General features: G+C 67.2%; 8 protein-coding genes. 7 read left to right on the top strand and 1 reads right to left on the bottom strand.

The features are described 5' to 3' along the window. A partial coding sequence (locus tag QZY06_RS07720; RefSeq protein ID WP_295682459.1) for a DUF72 domain-containing protein occupies nt 1–538 on the bottom strand: 538 nt, incomplete at its 3' end. Nucleotides 539–644: 106 nt separating this feature from the next. Between QZY06_RS07720 and QZY06_RS07715 the strand changes: the two genes are divergently transcribed. From QZY06_RS07715 to QZY06_RS07685, 7 genes are all read left to right on the top strand, one after another. Next, nucleotides 645–1,337 carry a 2OG-Fe(II) oxygenase gene (locus QZY06_RS07715; RefSeq protein WP_295682456.1) on the top strand — a complete coding sequence of 231 codons (693 nt, stop codon included), beginning with the start codon at nt 645–647 and terminating at the stop codon, nt 1,335–1,337. Nucleotides 1,338–1,401: 64 nt separating this feature from the next. Continuing rightward, nucleotides 1,402–2,136 carry a pyridoxine 5'-phosphate synthase gene (locus QZY06_RS07710; RefSeq protein ID WP_295682455.1) on the top strand — a complete coding sequence of 245 codons (735 nt, stop codon included), beginning with the start codon at nt 1,402–1,404 and terminating at the stop codon, nt 2,134–2,136. 93 nt (nt 2,137–2,229) lie between these two features. Next, nucleotides 2,230–2,640 (top strand): holo-ACP synthase, encoded by a 411-nt coding sequence (gene acpS, locus QZY06_RS07705; RefSeq protein WP_295682453.1) that lies wholly within the window; start codon nt 2,230–2,232, stop codon nt 2,638–2,640. Further along, complete coding sequence (gene cysM / locus QZY06_RS07700) at nt 2,637–3,527, top strand: cysteine synthase CysM (protein WP_295682450.1); 891 nt, start codon at nt 2,637–2,639, stop codon at nt 3,525–3,527. Before acpS ends, cysM begins: the two co-directional genes overlap by 4 nt. After that, nucleotides 3,524–4,846 carry a 23S rRNA (uracil(1939)-C(5))-methyltransferase RlmD gene (rlmD, locus tag QZY06_RS07695; protein ID WP_295682447.1) on the top strand — a complete coding sequence of 441 codons (1,323 nt, stop codon included), beginning with the start codon at nt 3,524–3,526 and terminating at the stop codon, nt 4,844–4,846. Before cysM ends, rlmD begins: the two co-directional genes overlap by 4 nt. 90 nt (nt 4,847–4,936) lie before the next feature. Continuing rightward, nucleotides 4,937–5,452, top strand: a complete 516-nt coding sequence (locus QZY06_RS07690; RefSeq protein WP_293395625.1) for a CYTH domain-containing protein — start codon at nt 4,937–4,939, stop codon at nt 5,450–5,452. Nucleotides 5,453–5,554: 102 nt separating this feature from the next. Continuing rightward, nucleotides 5,555–5,831, top strand: a 277-nt coding sequence (locus QZY06_RS07685) for a glycoside hydrolase family 3 N-terminal domain-containing protein (protein WP_295682443.1), incomplete at its 3' end; no start/stop codon positions are given.

The following is a 5,831-nucleotide window of genomic DNA, read 5'->3' as shown; positions in this document are numbered from 1 at the left end:
GCATGGGCAGCGGGCTGAGCTGGAACACCAGCGCGCCGAGCTTGCTGCCCAGGCCGGCCAGTGCCGGGTCGAGGAAGTCGCGCAGGGCGCGGTCCGGATCGAGGAAGTTCAGGTTCGCGGTCATCCCACGGCCGGTCTCGTCGCGGATCAATGCGTCGCTGACCAGGCTCGGTGCCTTCACGACGAAGCGGAAGTCCGGCGGCACCTGCGCCGCATAGGCCGCGTACTGCGCGACGGACAGCGGCCGGTAGAACGCGCGGTCAAGGCTCACGGTCCGCAGCAGCGGATGCGCGGCATACGCGGGCAGCCCCTGCTTCGACAGCCGCGCTTCGGCGTAGTCCTCGGCCCAGACCAGACCCTGCCAGCCCGGGAAGTTCCAGGACGAGGTGCCGAGCCGCAGCGTTTGCGGCAGCGCTGCCGCGAGCTCGCGCAGTGGTGCCTCGACAGCCACCGCACGCGGCAGCGTGTCGCCACGGCTGCGCGGACGCGGCGACGTCGGGGCGGGCTCCTCCGGAAGCTCGAACAGGCTGTCTTGCATCAGCGAAGCCTACGGCAGCGGAAGGTTCGAGTTCGAGCGCAAGCATCGGACTGCGCGAATGGCAGCGGATCGCGATGCTGCGACTTCTTCTTCACGGAGCCATCGCATGCATCTCGATCACGACTGGACTGCGCACGCCAGCAGCCTGCAAGCCGACGGCTACGCCTTGCTGCCGGGCCTGCTGGATGAGGCGGAATGCCGCAGCCTCGCTGCCAGCTATGAGGACCGCGCGCGCTTCCGCAGCCATGTGGTCATGCAGCGCCATGGCTTCGGGCAGGGCGAATACCGCTATTTCGACTATCCGCTGCCAGACCCGGTCGCCGAGCTGCGGCGCGCGCTGTATCCGCCGCTGGCCGCCGTCGCAAACCAGTGGCAGGCGCTGCTCGGGCTGCCCGCGCGCTTTCCGGAAGCGCATGCCGACTACCTCGCGCAATGCCATGCGCGCGGGACATGCCGGCCGACGCCACTGCTGCTGCAGTACGGCCCCGGCGACTACAACTGCCTGCATCAGGATCGGTATGGCGACGAGGTGTTTCCACTGCAGATTGCCGTGCTGCTGTCCGCGCCCGGCCGCGATTTCACCGGTGGCGAGTTCGTGCTGAGCGAGCAGCGACCGCGCCGGCAATCGCGTGTGGAAGTCGTGCCGCTGCAGCAGGGGGATGCGGTCGCGTTCGCGGTGCATCAGCGCCCGGTCGCCGGCCAGCGCGGTGTGCATCGCGTGAACCTGCGCCATGGCGTCAGCCGGCTGCGCGAAGGGCAGCGCCACACGCTTGGAGTCATCTTCCACGACGCGCGTTGACCGGGGGCCGGGTGCGGCAGCCGGTACAATCGGCGTCCCACCTTTCCGTCCTTCCCGAAGCACCATGCCTGCTTTCCTGCGTCTCGGCGTCAACGTCGATCACATCGCCACGCTGCGTCAGGCGCGCGGCACGCCGTATCCCGACCCGGTCGAGGGCGCGCTGCTGGCCGCTGCGGCCGGGGCCGACAGCATCACGATCCATCTGCGCGAGGATCGCCGCCACATCCAGGATCACGACCTGTTCCGGCTGCTGCCCGTCTGCCCGGTGCCCGTGAACCTCGAGATGGCCGTCACGCCGGCCATGGTCGAGATCGGCGTGGAGGCGCGGCCGAAATACATCTGCCTCGTGCCGGAACGGCGCGAGGAGCGCACCACCGAAGGCGGGCTCGATGTCGCCGGCAATCTCGCCGCCGTGACCGAGGCCTGCCAGCGGCTGGCGGCGGCCGGTTCCGAGGTCTCGCTGTTCATCGCCGCCGATGCCGAGCAGCTCGCGGCCGCGAAGGCCAGCGGCGCGCCGAATCTCGAGATCCACACCGGCGGCTATGCCGATGCCGAGCCGGGTCCGGCGCGCGAGGCCGAGCTGGCGCGCATCACCGCGTTTGCGCGCGAGGCGCGGGCGCTGGGCTTCAACGTGCACGCCGGGCACGGCCTGAATACCGAGAATGTCGCGCCGATCGCGCGCATTCCCGAGATCGTCGAACTCAATATCGGCCATGCGCTGATCGCGCGCGCGGTATTCGTTGGCCTGCCGGCCGCGATTGCCGAGCTGCGGCTGGCGATGGCGAGAAGCAGTGTTTAGTGGCCTGTGGTCAGTGGCTGGCAAGATCAACGGCGGTCTGTCCTGCTGGGGTGGCTGCGTGTCACTAGCCACCAGCCACTAGCCACTGCCTCAATGATCTACGGCATCGGCACCGATCTGCTGCGCATCGCGCGTTGCGAGGAGCTGTACGCACGCCAGGGCGAGCGGGCGCTGAGCAAGCTGTTGATGCCGGAGGAACGCGCAGCTGTGCCAGCAGCGAAAAGCATCGGCTACGCGATTGCCCGCGGGTTTGCCGCGAAGGAGGCCTTCGTCAAGGCGCTCGGCACCGGCTTCCACGGCGTCAGCTATCAGGATGTCGGCGCGCTGCGCGAGGCGAAGCAGCGGCCGCGGCTGATCTTCAGCGCTGCCATGCAGGCGCGGCTCGAAGCGCTCGGCATCAGCGAGGCTCACCTGTCGTTCACCGACGAGGCCGGGATGATCATTGCCTTCGTGGTGCTCGAATGCGGCGACGGTTCGCCTGCGTCCCGTAAAATGCCGGGATGAAACCGATCACGCTCCCCGACACCATCGGCAATACGCCGCTGGTGCAAATCACCCGTCTGCCCGGCATCGGCAACAACCGTCTGTTCCTGAAGCTGGAAGGCAATAACCCGGCCGGCTCGGTCAAGGATCGCCCGGCGTATTCGATGATCCGCCGCGCCGAAGAGCGGGGCGAGATCAAGCCCGGCGATACCTTGATCGAAGCGACGTCCGGCAACACCGGGATTGCTCTCGCGATGGCCGCGGCGATGCGTGGCTTCCGCATGGTGCTGATCATGCCGGCGCATTTGTCGGTGGAGCGCCGCGCGGTGATGAAGGCCTTCGGTGCCGAGCTGATCCTGGTCTCCAAGGAAGAGGGCATGGAAGGCGCGCGCGATCTCGCCGAACAGATGGAAAAGGACGGCAAGGGCAAGGTGCTGAACCAGTTCGGCAATCCGGACAATCCGCGCGCCCACTACGAAGGCACGGCGCCGGAAATCTGGACCGCGCTGAACGGCGAGCTGAGCCATTTCGTCGCGACGATGGGCACCACCGGCACGATCATGGGTTGCTCGCGTTATCTGAAGGAGCAGAACCCGGCGGTGCAGGTGGTTGGCGTGCAGCCAGATGGCGAGTCGTCGATCCCCGGCATCCGCAAATGGCCCGAGGCTTATCTGCCGACGATCTTTGATCGCTCCCGCGTCGACCGCGTGGTCGAAGTCTCGACGAGCCAAGCCGAGGACACGATGCGCGATCTCGCGAAGATCGAAGGCGTGTTCTGCGGCCCGTCGTCCGGCGGCTCGGTATGGACGGCACTGCAGCTGTGCAAGGAACTCGATGGCGCCACGATCGCCGCGATCATCTGCGACCGTGGCGATCGCTACATCTCGACCGGTGTCTTCCCCGAGTGAGCCGCACCAAACGGAAGCCGCCGCCGGATACCGAGTTCAGCGCCGAGGTCACCGATCTCGATCACGATGGCCGCGGCGTTGCCCGCATCAACGGCAAGGTCACCTTCATCTTCGGCGCGCTGCCCGGCGAAACGGTGCGCTACAAGCTGCTGCGCGTCACTCGCACGCTCGATGAGGCGGAAGTCACGGCGATCGACGTCGCTTCGCCGGATCGGGTCACGCCAGGCTGTGCGCACTTCGGGCTTTGCGGCGGCTGCTCGCTGCAGCATCTGGCGCCTGCCGCGCAGATCGCCTTCAAGCAGCAGGCGATGCTGGAAGCGCTGCGCCGGATCGGCGGCGTGGTGCCGGAAACCATCGCCGATGCGGTGACCGGCCCGGTCTGGACCTATCGCCGCCGCGCACGCATGGGCGTGAAGCTGGTGCCGAAGAAGGGCGGGGTGCTGATCGGCTTCCGCGAGCGCGATGCCAATGCGCTGGCGGTGCTCAACCGCTGCGAGGTCGTCGATCCGCGGCTGGGCCTGAAGCTGCGCCTGCTCGGCGCGCTGTTCGACGGCTTGAGCATCGCTGGCCAGATTCCGCAGATCGAGGTCTCGGCGGCGGCGCATGTCGCCGTGACCATCCGCGTGCTGGCGCCGCCCAGCGATGACGACCGCGCCAAGCTGCTGGCCTTCGCCGCCGAGCACGATTACGACTTCTATCTGCAGAGTGGCGGTCCGGATACTTTGGTGCCGCTGAGCGCGGCGCGGCCGCTGGACTACTCGCCGGATGGCAGCGCGCTGCGCCTGGCGTTTCAGCCGGCCGATTTCATCCAGATCAATTCCGATGTCAGCCAGCGCATGGTCGTGCAGGCGCTGGACTGGCTGGGTGTCGAACCGGGCAATGAAGTGCTGGAACTGTTCGCCGGCCTCGGCAACTTCACCTTGCCGCTGGCGGCGCGCGGCGCCAAGGTCACGGCGGTGGAAGGCGAGACCGGGCTGGTCACGCGAGGCAAGGCCAACCTTCAGACCAATGGCTACGACGGCCGCTTTCTGAAGGCCGATCTGTTCAAGCCGGATCCGAAAGCCGAATGGCTGAAACATCGCTACGATCTGGCGCTGATCGATCCGCCGCGCTCCGGCGCCAAGGAAATCCTGCCGATGCTGGCGGCGACCAGGGCGCAGCGCATCGTCTATGTGTCCTGTCATCCGGGCACTCTGGCGCGCGATGCCGGCGAGTTGGTCAACACCTACGGCTACCGCCTGACGCGAGCCGGGGTGCTGGACATGTTTCCGCATACGACGCATGTCGAGTCGATGGCGCTGTTCGAACGGACGTCGTAGGTCGGGCCTTGCCCGACGACACGGCCGGATCACGTCGGGCGAGGCCCGACCTACAAACTGATCACTAACCACTCATCACTGCTTCCAAACATGGCCATTGAAATCGAACGCAAGTTTCTGGTGGTCGGCGATGACTGGCGCACACAGGCCACGCGCCGCGTGCCGATGCGGCAGGGCTATCTGACCGAGGACAACGGCAAGAGCTCGATCCGGGTGCGTCTGCAGGGCATCGAAGCGCGGCTGAACATCAAGGCTGCGGTCGTCGGCCGTGCCCGTGCCGAGTACGACTACCCGGTGCCGGTCCATGACGCCCACGAGATTCTCGACACGCTGTGCGTCGGCCTGGTCGACAAGGTTCGTCATTACATCGACGTCGTGAGCCCGGATGGCGGCGCGCTGACCTGGGAGATCGACGAATTCGCCGGTGCCAATGTCGGTCTGGTGGTCGCTGAAATCGAACTGCGTCACAACGACCAGCGCTTTGACACGCCCGCCTGGCTGGGCGCGGAAGTCACCGAGGATCGCCGCTATTACAATCACAGCCTCGCGCTGCACCCGTGGCGCGACTGGCCCGAGAACGAAGTTGCCCACGCGCCAGGGAATTAGCCTGCTGATCCGTCTGCGTCGATCGCTCCGCCGTTCCGCGTCCCACCGCTGCAGCAACCACCGCGAGCCCGCATGCCCTCTGGTTTAATCATGGGACCGATCATGGCCGACGTCGCCGGCCTGAGCCTGACCGCCGAAGACCGCGAGGTGCTTGCGCATCCGCTGGTCGGCGGCGTGATCCTGTTCGCCCGCAACTACTCGGATCCCGAGCAATTGCGCGCGCTGTGCAACGACCTGCTGGCGATCAAGACGCCACGGCTGCTGATCGCCGTCGATCACGAAGGCGGCCGGGTGCAGCGTTTCCGGGTCGGCTTCACGCGCATTCCGGCGATGGGCACCTTGACGCGGCTGCACGAGGAATCGCCGCCGCGCGCGCTGG

Source organism: uncultured Nevskia sp., from assembly GCF_903885465.1.
Lineage (GTDB): Bacteria > Pseudomonadota > Gammaproteobacteria > Nevskiales > Nevskiaceae > Nevskia.
Note: the sequence above shows the minus strand (reverse complement) of the source record. Positions and strands in the feature narration are given on the sequence as shown.